Origin of the sequence: Rhizobium sp. WW22, assembly GCF_047041135.1 — a bacterium.
Classification (GTDB): domain Bacteria; phylum Pseudomonadota; class Alphaproteobacteria; order Rhizobiales; family Rhizobiaceae; genus Rhizobium.
In genome coordinates this window covers 729,969-743,183 of the sequence record NZ_CP178199.1, presented here as the reverse complement: position 1 = coordinate 743,183, position 13,215 = coordinate 729,969, and the positions used below count along the sequence as shown (strand labels likewise).

Genomic DNA, 13,215 nt, shown 5'->3' with positions numbered 1-13,215 from the left:
CAGCCGCTACATAACTTTCCACATCATGTAAGTGCATCAAGCAAGGGAGATAAGCACCAATTTACAATTTTACAATTCGGAAATCCGGATAATCGGCGCGACACCGTTCAATTTTGCAACCGCACATCACGAAAGGAACAATTCCTCCGCCGCCACGGTCTAGCGCTTGCGTATGAACTCGGTGCGGAGAACCAAACCCTTGATCCCGTCGTAACGGCAATCGACCTCTTCAGGATTGTCGGTCAGTCGAATGGACTTGATAACCGTACCCTGCTTCAAGGTCTGGTTGGCGCCTTTCACTTTCAGATCCTTGATGAGGGTAACCGAGTCGCCATCGGCAAGCACGTTACCGCTTGCATCAAGTACGATGAGGCCTGTTGCAGCAGCTGCCGCAGCCATCTCTGCGGCGGGCCGCCACTCGCCGGTCACTTCGTCATAGACATATTCGTCATTTTGGCCGGTCATTCCAAACTCCACTTCACGGTTTTTTCAAATATTCCGGAGCCGACAAATGCCTAGCTTCCATCTCAATCATGATCCGAAAACGGCGTCTATCCGAGACGATCAGCCTATGCAATACAGGCAGCCGCGCAAAGCGACAGCCCTGAGGCGAGCCTAACCTTCCAGTTTCACGCCGAGACCGACCAGGGATTGCGGCCCTCGCGAAGCCACGACAGCGTGTCGACCCAGAAACTCTCCTTGTAGCTATCGTGAAACAGGCCAAAATGACCGGTCCTGTCGCGGCCAAGGTCAATAGGATGCAGATGCACCAGGATGGATTGCGCACCCGTATAATAGTTCAGCGTGCGGCGAACCGCCGGCACCGTGCCAAGTTCATCGTCCGAAACCGCAATCGCGAGGATCGGCGCCCGGACCGCGGCCATTCGCCGAAGAGCATCCTGCCTCTCTGCCGCTGGATGGCTGCGCTCGAACCGAGGACCACGAAAGCTCCACTCATTTGCTACCCCCTTCGGCAGATCCTCCAGCCAGCCAAGCCGGCGACCGGGAAAATAGCCGCAGAGCGCAGTGATTGCGGGCATGGCGACATGCCATTTGAAAAAGAGGGCAGCACGGCAGTGCGGCAGGTAATCGCCCCACCAGGCATATTGGGCGCCGACTGTCAGCATCCTGTCTATCATAGGAGCATGTTCGGCCAGTCCCGGCAGGAAACCGCCGACGCTATGGCCGACCACCATCAATGGGCCGCTGCGACGATAGCCAGCCAGCCATTGAAGTGCGGCATCGAAATCCCGCTCACCCCAATCCCGCCAGCGATAGCGGGATCCACGCAGCCGTTGCGGCCGCGATAGCCCGATACCGCGATAATCATAGGTCAGGACATCGAACCCATGCCCAGCCAGAAATTGCGCGTAGCGGTGATAGTAGCGCGCAAGCACGCCCGTGGCCGGGTTGATGATCACGCTGCCTTCCGGCTTAGCCGTCTCCGCCAGCCAGAGATGACCGCCGAGAACGACGCCGTCGGCACATGAAATGGAAATCGGCGTGCTGCGCGGCCCCGAGGATGATGGAATGTGTTGCTCGTTCATGGGACGGAGGATGAGGCCACCGCCGCATTGTGTATATTCACTACCCGGTATACATTGAGTCATGAAAGACAGCTCGCAGCCGACACGCGAACGCATACTTGAGGCCGCAGGAAAACTTTTCCATCGCGATGGCATCCGCGCGATCAGCGTCGATACCATTGCCGAAAAGGCAGGCATCACCAAGCGTACCCTCTACTATCACTTCCGCAGCAAGGACGATCTGATCGCCGCCCATCTGCAGGCGCGAGACGAGCCAAACCTCGTCCTCTTCAAACGCTGGTTCGAGGAAACGAAAGGCGATACAGCCGGGAAGGTTGCCGGCATTTTTCGCCATCTGGCACAATCGGCGCGTAGCGCCAAATGGAAGGGCTGCGGGTTCCTGCGCACCTCGGTCGAGCTCATCAACCTTCCCGGCCATCCGGCTCTGGCGGCTGCTCGTGCCCACAAGAAACGCGTCGAGGATTGGCTTGCTTCAACCTTTATGGAAGCCGGAGCCGGCAATGATGCCCGGCCGCTCGCGCGGCAGATAATGCTGCTCCTCGACGGTTCATTTGCCGTGGTCCTGCTCCATCGCGATCCGAGCTATATGGAAACTGCAGCGGATGCGGCAGCCGAGCTCATCAAAAGTCGTCTGACGGCACCGCCAGAACTCGATTCCGCGACTGCCAAACCATGTCAGTTGAACGAAAGCAGGCCGTAGAGATTGGCAGCAGCCGCATCGATCTGGATAGCCTGATCCGATCCGGTTCTGCTCGCCTCGTCCTTTTCTTTCTTCGCCCGCCTTTCGAGGGCTTTCGTGACCTTGTCGTTGCTGTCGCCATCTTGAGCGCTCTCGATAACGTCTTCGATCGACAGGCCAAGCTTATCGAGGCCGAGCTGCCTTTCAAGCGCATGAAACACCGCCATGCCCCCAGCCTGCACCTTTATCTCGCCATAGACCTTTTTCATCGCTGCAACAAACTCGTCCATGGAGGAATAGTCGCTTCGTTCGACCCCCAGAGCCCTGCCTGTCCGCTCGATAAGATCAAGCTTCTGCTTCGCGATGCTGTCCTTGCTCATGCCGAACATGGCTTCCGAAACTTTCGATTGAGCTTGAGTGGGCTGCTTGGAAACGGCCACCTTATTCGTCAGGCCGGTCGCCACCGCAATGAGGCCATCGGCGGCGGATGGAGGCTGCTCCGATATTGTCGAGCCCTTATTCAATTGCTGGAGAATGGCCAAAGCCGCGGAAGGCACATTTGAAATCGATGTCATCGCTTATCCTCAAGCGCCACAGCCTCTCCCTCATGGAAGCCTGACGCAAAGCTCTATGCCTCATGCGATAGTCGATGATTCAATTACTACCGGAAGTTAGTTAAGGTTTGAATAACCCAGGATACGCCTCGCCACGAAACATTCCCTATAAGTTGTATGCCGCCATAAGAGTTATTGTCGACGCGACGGCCACCACGAAACCGGCCGTGCGACGATTTCCGGATGCCGCGCTGCCGCATCGATAGGATCAATGATACTTCAGACGCTCGCGGCCAAGAATGGCGGGCGCGTCGGCGCCAGCGATCGGCTGGGAGAGATCGCTCGAAATGTCGCCGGCCAATTGCAGGTCGAGATAGCGTGCGCAGCAGACCCGCAGGAACGAGGTGAAATTGCCGAGATCGTGGCCGGCATCGATCGATTCATGGTGCAGCTTGGTAATCAGCTGCACCACGTTCATGCCGTCACGCCGGGCGATTTCCTCCAGCTTCGACCAGAAGAAGTTTTCCAGTCTGACGCTGGTCACCATACCGTCGATGCGTAGGGAGCGCGTGGTGCTTTCCCAGAGCCTGGCATCGGCCTTGATGAACAATTCGCACATGCGCGTCCCCCCCTTAAATTCAGGCGGCGTTTGCTGCGGACAAGGCATTGGCATCGAGCACAGCCATGAATTGCCGCAACCATGCCGGATGCGCCGGCCATGCCGGGGCGGTGACGAGACTACCGTCGGCAACCGCGTCATTGATGGCAATATCGGCATAGGTGCCGCCGGCAAGCTCCACCTCGGGACGGCAGGCGGGATAGGCCGAGCAGGTGCGTCCCTTGAGGACACCGGCCGCTGCCAACAGTTGCGCACCGTGGCAGATGGCGGCAACCGGCTTGTCTGCCACGAAGAAATGCTGAACGGCCTTAATGACCTCTGGATTCAGGCGCAGATATTCCGGCGCGCGACCGCCCGGAATAACGAGCGCGTCGTAATCCTCAGCCCGGATACTGGCGAAGGTCGCGTTCAATGCGAAATTGTGGCCGCGCTTCTCGGAATAGGTCTGATCACCTTCGAAATCATGAATGGCCGTTGCCACGGTCTCGCCGGCATTCTTGCCGGGGCAGACGGCATGAACCGTATAGCCGCAGGCAAGCAGCGTCTGGAACGGCACCATGGTCTCGTAGTCCTCGGTGAAATCACCGGTGATCATCAAAATCTTTGCTGCTGGCATCGTCGTCCTCCCTCAAAAACCAACGGACGGCAGTCTAGCAAAGCGCCTGCGGTTGCGGGTATTAGGCCAATACTACACGCCGTTTATGACCCTGCCTATTGCGCCGGCGCACGGCTGATGTCCGGGACTGAGCAGGCTTCGCTACCGCCGAACAGGCGCGAGCGGGTCAGAAATCGCTTCTCCCGCCCGTTGTCGAGCGAGAACATGCCGCCGCGCCCCGGCACGACGTCGATGATGAGCTGCGTATGCTTCCACGCCTCGAACTGGCTGCCGCTGATGTAGACCGGCACGCCGCCGATCTCGCCGAGTTTGACATCGCTGTCGCCGATCATGAATTCGCCTGCCGGATAGCACATCGGCGAAGAGCCGTCGCAGCAGCCACCCGACTGATGAAACAGGATATCGGGGTGGTCCTGCTGTATCTCGCGGATAAGCTCGAGCGCCTTATCGGTCGCCAGCACCCGCGGCTCCGATCCACTGTCGTCCATGATGATCCTCCATCACCCCCTGAAAATGCTGGAAGGCTCCCGGCCGCAGCCGGGAGCCTTGCTCGCTTGGTTGGGAGAACTCAGAAGAAGCCAAGCGCCTTCGGGCTGTAGCTGACCAGCATGTTCTTGGTCTGCTGGTAGTGATCGAGCATCATCTTGTGCGTCTCGCGCCCGATGCCCGATTGTTTATAGCCGCCGAAGGCAGCGTGCGCCGGATAGGCATGGTAGCAATTCGTCCAGACGCGGCCAGCCTGGATCTCCCGGCCGAAGCGATAAGCGCGATTGCCGTCGCGGGTCCATACGCCGGCGCCGAGGCCATAGAGCGTATCGTTGGCGATTTCGAGCGCTTCCTTCTCATCCTTGAAGGTCGTGACCGATACGACCGGGCCGAAGATCTCCTCCTGGAAGACCCGCATCTTGTTATGCCCCTTGAAGATGGTCGGCTTGATGTAATAGCCGCTCGACAGCTCGCCGCCGAGATCGGCGCGACCACCGCCCGTCAGCACTTCGGCGCCTTCCTGTTTGCCGATATCGAGATAGGAGAGGATTTTCTCCATCTGCTCGCTCGATGCTTGCGCGCCGATCATGGTTGCGACATCAAGTGGATTGCCCTGCTTGATGGCTTCCACGCGCTTGACGGCACGCTCCATGAAGCGGTCGTAGACCGATTCCTGGATCAGCGCTCGGCTCGGGCATGTGCAGACCTCGCCTTGGTTAAGCGCGAACATTGCAAAGCCTTCGAGCGCCTTGTCGAAGAAATCGTCGTCTTCGGCCGCGACATCGGCAAAGAAGATGTTCGGCGACTTGCCGCCGAGTTCGAGCGTGACGGGGATCAGGTTCTGGCTGGCATATTGCATGATCAGCCGGCCTGTCGTCGTCTCGCCGGTAAAGGCGATCTTGGCGATGCGCGGGCTGGTCGCCAGCGGCTTGCCGGCTTCGAGGCCGAAACCGTTGACGATGTTGAGCACGCCGGGCGGCAGAAGATCGCCGACGAGTTCGGCCCAGACCAGAAGCGAAGCCGGCGTCTGTTCTGCCGGCTTGATGACGACGCAATTGCCGGCGGCAAGCGCCGGCGCAAGCTTCCAGGCGGCCATCAGGATCGGGAAGTTCCAGGGAATGATCTGGCCGACGACGCCGAGCGGCTCATGGAAATGATAGGCGACGGTATCGTGGTCGATCTCGCCGATCGAGCCTTCCTGGGCGCGAATGCAGGAAGCGAAGTAGCGGAAGTGATCGATGGCGAGCGGAATGTCGGCCGCCATAGTCTCGCGGATCGGCTTGCCATTGTCCCAGCTTTCCGCCTGCGCCAGCACTTCCAGCTTGTCTTCCATGCGCTGGGCGATTTTCATCAGAATATTGGAGCGCTCGGTCGTGGAGGTCCGGCCCCATTTGTCTTTCGCCGCGTGAGCGGCGTCGAGGGCCGCGTTGATGTCCTTTTCGTCGGAGCGCGGTATCTCGCAGATCTTGCCGCCGGTGATCGGCGTCAAGTTGTCGAAGTACCTTCCGGCAATCGGCTCGCGCCACTCGCCGCCAATATAGTTGCCATATTTCAGCTTGAACGGAGATTCCACGATCTTTTGATGCAGCATGCCATCCTCCCTTGGTCGGCAGGTTCGATGAGCGAACCGATGGGAGAAGTCTGCGGCCACATCGCGGCCGGCGATAGAGGTGGCTTGCCGTGCTGCAGCGCACAGTGTCGCAACTCTGCGACATCCGCCGGATCGAATGCGCGTTGACGGCACTTCAGTGCAGATTGAGCCGGTTCATCTTCCGATGCAGCGTCGAGCGGCTCATGCCGAGCGCCGTGGCCGCCTGGGAGACATTGCCGTTGGCGCGTGAAAGAGCCCTGAGCAAGGCGGCGCGCTCTGCCTCAATCAGATCCTCGCGCGCGCCCCCTTGCTGCTCGCGAAGAACATCGGAGGCCGGAATGCCCGCGGCAATGCGATGATCGTCGAGCTTCAATGCAAGGCGGGCCGCGCGGGTCGCACCGAGCACGAGGTCGTTGCGGTCAACCGCCAGCAGTGCCGAAGTGGATGCGATATCCGTCGGCACCATGACGAAGCGAGCACCGGCAAAGGCGCTGCGGAAAAGATTGAGCTCGATGCGCACTGCCGCGTCGCGCACCGTCTGCGACAGGATCGCCAGTGTCCCGTCGCTCACATCGTCGCGGCAGCTCGAAATGTCGAGTGCCCCGGCAAGCTGGCCGCGATGATCGCGGATCGGCGCCGTGGTGCAGCTGAGATTGATGTTGGAGCAGAAAAAGTGCTGGTCTCGGAAGATCGCAACGGCCCGCTCGTCGGCAAGCGCAGTCCCGATGCCGTTGGTACCGATACTCGCTTCCGTCCAGACAGAACCGGTCCATAGGCCGAGATCATGGAACTCCTTATCGTCGCCGACGGCGCCGCGGCGTTCCAGCGCGATACCGTTGCGATCGGTCAGAAGCAGGCAGCAGCCGGCCTTGCCGACCGCGAGAAAGAGGCGATCCAACTCATTGGCAGCTTCGGCAACCAACCGGTCCGATCGCTCCAGCGCCGTTTGAAATTCCTGGCTAGTCAAGCGCATCGGCAGACGCTTCTCCTCCGGCGCAAGACGATGCATGACCATGCACCGTCGCCAGGAGGCAACAACCGAAGAACTCGCCGCCGCCGATTGCGCCGACGCGTAAACCTGATCCGCATGTGCGGAATAGTCGTGCATTTGGCTCCTCCCACCGAACGCTAACCCAATTGTCGCTAAAAATGGCCAATGAAGCAATCCTCCCGGCGACTTTCGTTCAAGGTAGCCGGAAGTAGCGACCATCTCATTGATAAAAGTTCTTTTTGGGCACTGCTCATCCCTTCAGCCACGACTTTGCAATTCGGGTCGTCGAAATCGGCTGGTCGATGCCCGGCTTTCGCTTTGTCGTCCCGACAACCGGGATCCGGCCTGCCCATCGAGATCTTTCAGGCGGCTGTCAGTGTGTTGCGGTAGCAGCTTTCCAAGGGAAAAGGAGCGAAAGGCGATTGGTGGCCCGGCTCCACAAGAGGCTGTTTCGACAGCAACGGAAAGTCGGCTTTATGCGGGCATGGCAACGACGCCGAGAGGCTGTAAAAGATGCGCTGGCGAGCTCCGCCGACACCGGTCGCAGACGAATGGCCGGCGGCCTTCGCTGCTTCTTCAACACACCGACCATTGAGCCTCCTGCGAATCGTGCATTTCTGGAGCGCCCGATCGTCATCATCGCCATTTTCCTCGCGCTGTCATTGCTCGTCATGTGGACGGCCGATTATCCCTTGGGCATCTGGATGAAATCGTTTCCCGCGCAATTGCGTGGGACGGCGAAGTGGATCAGCAGCCTCGGCACCGGGCTTCTGGTGCTCTCATTCAGCGGAGCGCTGCTGATTTTTGCGATCCTCGCGCCCGCGCACAAACTGCGGAAATCCATGCGAACGGGGGCAGATCTCATTGCGACTGCGGCTGCCTTCGTGTTCCTGGCGGTCGCCGGCGGCGGCATTGTCGATTCGCTCGCCAAGAACATCATCGGTCGCGCCAGGCCGGAACTCCTGGATATGAACGGCGCCTTTTTCTTTCGCCCCTTCGCCTTCCATGCCGACTTCGCCTCCTTTCCTTCCGGACATTCGGCAACGGCCGGCGCCATGGCGATGTCGCTGGCGCTCGTCTTCCCCCGCCTTCGCCCCGTCTTCATGCCACTCGGTATCCTGATCTGCCTGTCGCGCCAATGGGTTGGCGCGCATTGGGCAAGCGACACGCTGATGGGCTGGGGTGTCGGCGTGGCTTTTGCCTTGGGGCTGGCGCACGCATTCGCGCGACGGCGCCTCCTCTTCGCCTATGATGCCAATGGCCGCTTGTGTCCTGGGGAACAATACAAGGCAGTTCTCGCCGTTCTGCGCGCTTTGATCCGGCGCATGCCCTTCATCGGCAAGAAAACCCTGCCTGCGGCAAAATCGTGCCCGGCTCAGGCTCCCCTTGAATCTCGAGCCTTTGAAATTCGATCCTGATCCCACAGCGGGTGCAGCTCTCCTGCATCGCCTGTCCACTTCGGCGCCGCCGAAGCCACCAGCCTTTCGCATCCGAATGCAAAATCATCGCTATGCAGCGACGGATTTGCCACTCGCCGCCGTTTAAGCGCTGAAGGGATAACAGCTTGAAGCTCTTCAAGGACGAATGAGGACATCATGAAAAAGATCATTTTGCTGACTTTCGCCGCAATCGCCTGCCTTGCCGCCATTTCACCGGCTGAGGCTCGCGACGGGTGCGGTATCGGCTGGCATCGCGGGCCGTACGGTTATTGCCGCCCGAATGGACGGCCTGTGGTCGTCGTGCCGGCGGTTCCGGCCTATGGCATCTTCTATCCTGGCCGTGGCTATTGGGATGGACATCGCTATTGGGTGCATCGCGAGTGGTGGCATGGTGGCTGGCGTTATCGCTAAGCTACTCTTCCGCGATGCGCGCGGCCCGGTCTAGCAGATCGGGCCGCATGCCAACCGACAGATCGATCGGCCTGCTTTTTTCGATCCTTCCGCAGCCTAGCCCTGCGATATAAACTTCACGGTCGTTTGCCGGTTTGACATGGCAGCCCACAGAAACGTGCAATTGACGGCCGCGATGCAACTGGTCAAAGCTGTGGCGAGACCGGTTTACGGAAAAAGACGCCGCGAGCATGAACAAAAGCACCATCAGCGACCATCAAGGGCCGATCATCGTCTTCGACGCCATGTGCGTCCTGTGTACCGCCAACGCCCAGTTCGTGCTTCGTCACGACCATCTTGGTCGTTTCCGTCTTGCCTCCATGCAGAATGAAACCGGCGTTGCGCTCTATCGTCGCTGCGGCATGGATCCCGCCGATCCCGACAGCCTCATCATCGTCGACGGCGCAAAGGTATTACGCGACAGCGACGCGGTGCTGGCCATTTATGCCGGCCTCGGCTGGCCCTGGAAGGCGATTTCTGTGCTGCGCATCATACCTCGCATGCTGCGCGATCCGATCTACCTCTGGCTTGCGCGCAATCGCTACCGCATCTTCGGCAAACGGGAGACATGCTGGCTTCCGACACCCGAGCAGGCGAGCCGCATCCTTTGAAAAGAATCCTTGTTCTCGGCGGCTATGGCGGATTCGGCGCGCGGCTGTCGCGGCGCCTTGCCAGCGACGGCTTCGAGGTTCTGGTCGCCGGACGCAATCTCGAAGCCGCGAAAGCGCTCGCCGCTCGATTGCCCCATGCGATTGGTCTGCAAGCCGATCGAAAGGGCGATATCTCTGCGATACTCGGCGAGCACGGGCCCTTTCTGTTGATCGATGCGGCAGGTCCCTTCCAGCAAAGTGATGACAGAGTTCCGCGAGCCTGCATGGAGGCCGGCATCCACTACTTCGATCTTGCCGACGCGCGCGATTTCGTCGGCGCGATTAGATGCCTCGATGAACGGGCGAAGGCTGCCGGCGTAACCGTCATCTCGGGCGCGTCGAGCGTGCCGGCGCTCTCCGGTGCCGCGGTCGCGGACCTTGCCAAGGACATGGAGGAAGTTCATTCGATAGAAATGTCGATCAGCGCCTCCAACCGCGCGACCGCAGGCGCCTCGGTCGCATCGGCGATGCTGAGTTATGTCGGCAGGCCGGTGCGGCTCTGGCGCGGCCGGCGCTGGCAAGACGCGATGGGCTGGCACATGCTGAAGCGCGAAACCTATGCCACTGCCGGCCGCCGCCCCCTGCACCGGTTGGTGGCGCTGGCCGACGTACCGGATCACGACCTGCTGATCGAAAGCTTTGCCGAGCGGCCCAGTGTCATCTTCCGGGCGGGGCCGGAATTCGCCTTTCAGACTTTGGCACTCTGGCTGCTGTCCTGGCCGGTTGCCTGGGGTTGGTTGACATCGCTCAGGAAGATCAGTCGCTTTCTGCTGCCGCTGCAACGCCTGACAGCGAGACTTGGCACGGCGCGCTCGGCTATGACGATCGAGATCAAGGGCATTGAGCAAGGCGCCATGAAGGCTCGCCGCTGGACCCTGATTGCCGAAAACGGCGACGGCGTGGAAATTCCCACGCTTCCGACGCAGTTGCTGGCGCGGGCCTTGCGCGACGGCCGTCTTCCACCCGGCGCCCGTCACGCCGGCGGGCTTCTGTCGCTTGAGGATTTCCGGACCTTGTTTCGCGATCTGGCAATCACCGAGGAAATGACGGAAGCACCCTATACGCCGCTCTATCAGCGTGTCATGGGTCCTGCTTTCGCGCATCTTTCCGAGCCGGTACGTGCGATGCACCATGTCTTCGGCGATGGCGGCGCCAAAGGAGAGGCAGTCGTCACCCGCGGGCGTTCTCCTCTTGCCCGGCTGGTCGCGAAAATATTCGGCTTTCCCGCAGCCGGAAAGCACGCGCTGCATGTCTCCTTCGAGGAAAACAACGGCATCGAAGAATGGACGCGGGATTTTTCCGGCCGGCGTTTCCGCAGCCATTTGAGCGAAGAGAATGGCCACCTCGTCGAACGCTTCGGCCCCTTCCGCTTTGCATTCGATCTTCCCATCCGTGGCAACGGACTCAGCATGGCGATGCGACACTGGTCGTTCCTGCGCATTCCGCTGCCGCTCTTTCTGGCACCCCAAAGCGTCGCTCATGAATGGGCAGAAGACGGCCGCTTCCACTTCGATGTACCGATTGCCCTGCCGCTCATCGGCCCCGTCGTTCATTATCGAGGCTGGCTGAAGCGGATTGATTGATAATGCAAGACCGACTGGCGAAATCGGCCGGGGACCGACTAGAGGCTAGTTTACCGGTCGCCGGCCAGACAGCCGAACATGCGGAAATCGTGGAAGGCCTCTTTGAATCGCGCCTTCTGCCGCAGCGTGCCCTCATATTGAAAGCCCGCTTTTTCCAGAACCCGGTCGGACGCGGTGTTTCCCGGCAATGTCCAGGCTTCGATGCGATTGAGCGAGAAGACATCAAAGCCACATTGAACGATGGCACGCGCGGCTTCGCTCATCAGCCCCTTGCCCCAGGCGGAGGGATCCAGCTCATAACCCAATTCTGCGCATCTGGCATGCTTATCGAAGCTGTTGAAGCGAATGGCTCCGAGCAATTGGCCGGAAACCCGATCCTCGATGATCCATGAGCAACCCGTTCCCTTGGGAAAGATTTTGATCATCCATCGCAGAGAGCGCTCGATCTGCGCCATTTTCGGCGCATCAACCCAGTTCGAGAACCGTGTGACCTCCGGAATTGAAATCAGCGCATGGAAATCGTCGCGGTCGTCCATGCTTGCTTCTCGAAGCCGCAGCCGCTCGGTGACGAGTGTGGGAAACTCGGCTTTTGAAGGCGCCATCTTCATGCTTTCAGCAGATTGGCAAGGATGATCTCGCGCCAGACGCGGGTGGGCGTAATCCAGGCATCCCAGGAATTATACTTGCCGGAATAGATGACAGCGGCGATACCCGCATCGGGCATCAGCCAGAGCCTTTGCCCGCCATTGCCGAAGCCCGCATACCACGACCGCTGACCGTCAAACGCCGGCACCGGCGCATCACCTGAGAACCACAATCTGCCATAGCTCAAACCGTCCCCGGTCGAAATCGCCGGCGCAAGGGATTGCGCGATCCACTCTTCCGAGACGATCCTTTGGCCGGCCCACACGCCCTTCTGAAGGAAAAGCGTGCCGATCTTCAGCAAATCGGGGGCAGTCAGGCGTAACCCGGATGCAGGCGATGCCACGCCATCACGCCCGGCGTTCCAATGGAATTTGGCAATCCCCAGCGGTTCGAAGAGAACCTCTCGCGCGAAATCGGGCAGACGCTTGCCCGTGCCGCGCTCGATGATCGCGCCTACAAGCGCGACGCTGCCGCCGGAATAAATCCAGCGCGTTCCCGGCTCTGCGATCACCGGACGCTCCAGGACGAAACGATATCGGTCCGGAGCATTCTCCATCGCAATTTCGCTGTTCAGCGGATCGGTATAGGGACGATCCTCGTCCCACTCCATCCCCAGCGTCATCGTCAGCGCGTGGGCAATGGCGATCTTGGCGCGCGCAGGATCTTGGGCGAGATCGCCGTATTCCGGGAACTGTTCATAAAGCGATGCATTCGGCGGCGGCACCAATCCTCTATCGAGTGCAATGCCATAAAGAAGGCCGGCAATGCTCTTGGTGACCGAACGAAGATCGTGCAGCGTATCCGCGTCGAAGGCGACATCCCCGAGCGGATCTCCCCAATTTTCGTCGGAGCCGATGGCGTAATATTCCAGGCATACACGCCCGGAACGAGCGGCAAGCACGACATGCAGATCGCGCAGCAAGCCGGATTCGATGCCGGCTTCAAACTTGCGGCGGAGCTCGGGATCAAAACCCATGGCCTGCAGGGTTTCGCGATCAGGTGACGAGGATGAATTGCCCTGCGTGATGACCATGCAATCTCCACCCTTCGCTCAACGACCGTCAGGGAAAACTACAATCAAAGCGCGCATGCGGCAAGGCGACGATGCAGCAATTTGGCATCCATATTGGCCGGTCTTTCGATCAGCCCTGCCCCATCTTCAGGTCCGTTTGCGTCTCATCGCAAATGTGGTGCCTTCCTTTTTCTGACGAGAATCCCGGTCGCGGCTGAAGGCCGCTTCCGAGATTCCCGGCTGTCGTCAGGGGTGAGTACGACAGCCGGGTCAAGAAATCGATTTTCACACCGGCAATCCATAGGCGGACTGGAAGCTGGGAAACACAGGATTAAACTCCACAAGGGACTGCC

General features: G+C 59.9%; 15 protein-coding genes. 5 read left to right on the top strand and 10 right to left on the bottom strand.

Annotated elements, in window-relative coordinates:
- Window positions 1–159 precede the first annotated feature (159 nt).
- Window positions 160–465: a zinc ribbon domain-containing protein YjdM gene (locus tag ACK83U_RS22400; RefSeq protein WP_112608866.1), complete on the bottom strand. Its 306-nt coding sequence runs from the start codon at window positions 463–465 to the stop codon at window positions 160–162.
- A gap of 164 nt (window positions 466–629) precedes the next feature.
- On the bottom strand, window positions 630–1,547 hold the full coding sequence (locus tag ACK83U_RS22395) for a serine aminopeptidase domain-containing protein (protein WP_112608864.1): 918 nt from the start codon (window positions 1,545–1,547) through the stop codon (window positions 630–632).
- Between the two features lie 61 nt (window positions 1,548–1,608).
- Here ACK83U_RS22395 and ACK83U_RS22390 point away from each other — a divergent pair, with 61 nt between their 5' ends.
- Entirely contained in the window at window positions 1,609–2,247 is a 639-nt protein-coding gene (locus ACK83U_RS22390; RefSeq protein ID WP_112608862.1) for a TetR/AcrR family transcriptional regulator, read from the top strand.
- Here the strand turns inward: ACK83U_RS22390 and ACK83U_RS22385 are convergent.
- The 6 genes from ACK83U_RS22385 to ACK83U_RS22360 all read right to left on the bottom strand — a co-directional run bounded on the left by ACK83U_RS22385 (window position 2,223) and on the right by ACK83U_RS22360 (window position 7,200).
- Window positions 2,223–2,801 (bottom strand): hypothetical protein, encoded by a 579-nt coding sequence (locus ACK83U_RS22385; protein WP_112608860.1) that lies wholly within the window; start codon window positions 2,799–2,801, stop codon window positions 2,223–2,225. The genes ACK83U_RS22390 and ACK83U_RS22385 overlap by 25 nt on opposite strands.
- A 247-nt stretch (window positions 2,802–3,048) precedes the next feature.
- The gene (locus tag ACK83U_RS22380; RefSeq protein WP_112608858.1) at window positions 3,049–3,399 is read right to left on the bottom strand and encodes a ribbon-helix-helix domain-containing protein; all 351 of its coding nucleotides are present in this window, start codon (window positions 3,397–3,399) and stop codon (window positions 3,049–3,051) included.
- Between the two features lie 19 nt (window positions 3,400–3,418).
- Window positions 3,419–4,015 carry a DJ-1/PfpI family protein gene (locus ACK83U_RS22375; protein WP_112608856.1) on the bottom strand — a complete coding sequence of 199 codons (597 nt, stop codon included), beginning with the start codon at window positions 4,013–4,015 and terminating at the stop codon, window positions 3,419–3,421.
- Between the two features lie 95 nt (window positions 4,016–4,110).
- Complete coding sequence (locus ACK83U_RS22370) at window positions 4,111–4,503, bottom strand: DUF779 domain-containing protein (RefSeq protein WP_112608854.1); 393 nt, start codon at window positions 4,501–4,503, stop codon at window positions 4,111–4,113.
- Window positions 4,504–4,583: 80 nt separating this feature from the next.
- Entirely contained in the window at window positions 4,584–6,092 is a 1,509-nt protein-coding gene (gene adh, locus ACK83U_RS22365) for an aldehyde dehydrogenase (protein WP_112608852.1), read from the bottom strand.
- A 154-nt stretch (window positions 6,093–6,246) separates the two neighbouring features.
- Complete coding sequence (locus ACK83U_RS22360; RefSeq protein WP_112608850.1) at window positions 6,247–7,200, bottom strand: sigma-54-dependent Fis family transcriptional regulator; 954 nt, start codon at window positions 7,198–7,200, stop codon at window positions 6,247–6,249.
- Window positions 7,201–7,559: 359 nt separating this feature from the next.
- Here ACK83U_RS22360 and ACK83U_RS22355 point away from each other — a divergent pair, with 359 nt between their 5' ends.
- The 4 genes from ACK83U_RS22355 to ACK83U_RS22340 all read left to right on the top strand — a co-directional run bounded on the left by ACK83U_RS22355 (window position 7,560) and on the right by ACK83U_RS22340 (window position 11,205).
- Window positions 7,560–8,501 (top strand): phosphatase PAP2 family protein, encoded by a 942-nt coding sequence (locus tag ACK83U_RS22355; protein WP_112608848.1) that lies wholly within the window; start codon window positions 7,560–7,562, stop codon window positions 8,499–8,501.
- Between the two features lie 177 nt (window positions 8,502–8,678).
- Window positions 8,679–8,933 carry a GCG_CRPN prefix-to-repeats domain-containing protein gene (locus ACK83U_RS22350; RefSeq protein ID WP_112335769.1) on the top strand — a complete coding sequence of 85 codons (255 nt, stop codon included), beginning with the start codon at window positions 8,679–8,681 and terminating at the stop codon, window positions 8,931–8,933.
- Between the two features lie 230 nt (window positions 8,934–9,163).
- A complete protein-coding gene (locus tag ACK83U_RS22345) occupies window positions 9,164–9,583 on the top strand; it encodes a thiol-disulfide oxidoreductase DCC family protein (RefSeq protein WP_112608844.1) in 420 nt (139 codons plus the stop codon).
- On the top strand, window positions 9,580–11,205 hold the full coding sequence (locus ACK83U_RS22340; protein WP_412475001.1) for a DUF4166 domain-containing protein: 1,626 nt from the start codon (window positions 9,580–9,582) through the stop codon (window positions 11,203–11,205). Before ACK83U_RS22345 ends, ACK83U_RS22340 begins: the two co-directional genes overlap by 4 nt.
- Window positions 11,206–11,255: 50 nt before the next feature.
- Here ACK83U_RS22340 and ACK83U_RS22335 read toward each other — a convergent pair whose 3' ends face one another.
- Both ACK83U_RS22335 and ACK83U_RS22330 read right to left on the bottom strand, forming a co-directional pair.
- Complete coding sequence (locus ACK83U_RS22335; protein ID WP_112608840.1) at window positions 11,256–11,807, bottom strand: GNAT family N-acetyltransferase; 552 nt, start codon at window positions 11,805–11,807, stop codon at window positions 11,256–11,258.
- A gap of 2 nt (window positions 11,808–11,809) precedes the next feature.
- Window positions 11,810–12,883, bottom strand: coding sequence for a serine hydrolase domain-containing protein (locus ACK83U_RS22330; protein ID WP_112608838.1), 1,074 nt, complete (start codon window positions 12,881–12,883; stop codon window positions 11,810–11,812).
- Window positions 12,884–13,215 lie beyond the last annotated feature (332 nt).

Coding starts and splice junctions, on each gene's coding strand:
- ACK83U_RS22345 (WP_112608844.1), top strand. CDS start 9,164: ATGAACAAAAGCACCATCAGCGACCATCAAGGGCCGATCATCGTCTTC.
- ACK83U_RS22335 (WP_112608840.1), bottom strand. CDS start 11,807: ATGGCGCCTTCAAAAGCCGAGTTTCCCACACTCGTCACCGAGCGGCTG.
- ACK83U_RS22350 (WP_112335769.1), top strand. CDS start 8,679: ATGAAAAAGATCATTTTGCTGACTTTCGCCGCAATCGCCTGCCTTGCC.
- ACK83U_RS22330 (WP_112608838.1), bottom strand. CDS start 12,883: ATGGTCATCACGCAGGGCAATTCATCCTCGTCACCTGATCGCGAAACC.
- ACK83U_RS22380 (WP_112608858.1), bottom strand. CDS start 3,399: ATGTGCGAATTGTTCATCAAGGCCGATGCCAGGCTCTGGGAAAGCACC.
- ACK83U_RS22360 (WP_112608850.1), bottom strand. CDS start 7,200: ATGCACGACTATTCCGCACATGCGGATCAGGTTTACGCGTCGGCGCAA.
- ACK83U_RS22355 (WP_112608848.1), top strand. CDS start 7,560: ATGCGGGCATGGCAACGACGCCGAGAGGCTGTAAAAGATGCGCTGGCG.
- ACK83U_RS22390 (WP_112608862.1), top strand. CDS start 1,609: ATGAAAGACAGCTCGCAGCCGACACGCGAACGCATACTTGAGGCCGCA.
- adh (WP_112608852.1), bottom strand. CDS start 6,092: ATGCTGCATCAAAAGATCGTGGAATCTCCGTTCAAGCTGAAATATGGC.
- ACK83U_RS22400 (WP_112608866.1), bottom strand. CDS start 465: ATGACCGGCCAAAATGACGAATATGTCTATGACGAAGTGACCGGCGAG.
- ACK83U_RS22385 (WP_112608860.1), bottom strand. CDS start 2,801: ATGACATCGATTTCAAATGTGCCTTCCGCGGCTTTGGCCATTCTCCAG.
- ACK83U_RS22375 (WP_112608856.1), bottom strand. CDS start 4,015: ATGCCAGCAGCAAAGATTTTGATGATCACCGGTGATTTCACCGAGGAC.
- ACK83U_RS22395 (WP_112608864.1), bottom strand. CDS start 1,547: ATGAACGAGCAACACATTCCATCATCCTCGGGGCCGCGCAGCACGCCG.
- ACK83U_RS22370 (WP_112608854.1), bottom strand. CDS start 4,503: ATGGACGACAGTGGATCGGAGCCGCGGGTGCTGGCGACCGATAAGGCG.